The 818-nt window shown below is 43.0% G+C and carries 1 protein-coding gene and 1 pseudogene; both read left to right on the forward strand.

Annotated features, from left to right (window positions below; all coding sequences use genetic code 11):
- Positions 1 to 100, forward strand: a pseudogene (locus R7O13_RS25795) (exoribonuclease R); the annotation flags it as partial.
- A 324-nt stretch (positions 101 to 424) separates the two neighbouring features.
- The coding region (locus tag R7O13_RS25800; protein ID WP_318305064.1) for a metal-dependent hydrolase at positions 425 to 818 on the forward strand (394 nt) is incomplete at its 3' end.

Consider the following 818-nt stretch of genomic DNA (forward strand, 5'->3'; position numbering starts at 1 on the left):
CCCTTCGTATTTTTTTTCTTGGGTGAAAACTCTGACAGATCTTCTGCACACTTACTCTGAAATCAACGCTAAAGAAAACCCTCAAGACTTAGGTTTTTAGTCGTTAATCGTTCAGTAAACAAGGCGAGCTATCTGGTTCGCCTTGTTTTATTTTACGTCTGTAAAATCCGCCGTTTTGGACTTCTGACATACACCACGATCCTCGCTTCAGGTTCGCTTCTCACTAGAAAATAGGGCGATTCCTTCTTACACTAAAATCAAAGCATTTGTTTTCGAACACTTTAATGCATCATTAAGCCGTGATTTCCAATCCACTTAAATACGGATAATTTATGTCGGAGAACGTTCTTGTTTTTAAATTTGAACCGATTTTCAAGCGCATATGCCTTCTCTCTCGCCTACGTTATCGTGGTGGGCGTAAATAATGGACCCTTTCACGCAAGGTTTACTGGGCGCTGCTTTGCCGCAGTCTGCAAGTAAAAAGCGGCATATTTTGGCTGCTGGCGTGTTAGGCGTGGCCTCTGGGATGGCTCCGGATTTGGACGTACTTATCCGTTCATCAAGTGACCCATTACTGTTTTTGGAATATCACCGACACTTTACCCATTCATTGTTGTTTATCCCTTTTGGCAGTTTTCTCTGTGCTTTAGTGCTGTATCCGTTGTTTGCAAAAAGACGAGAGCTAAACTTTCAACAGAGTTGGTTTTATTGTGCCCTTGGTTATAGCACCCATGCGCTGTTAGATGCTTGCACTAGTTATGGGACTCAGCTTTTTTGGCCGATAAGCAACACACGCTATGCCTGGAACACGATCTCTG

The organism is Vibrio sp. Y176 (genome assembly GCF_033438945.1).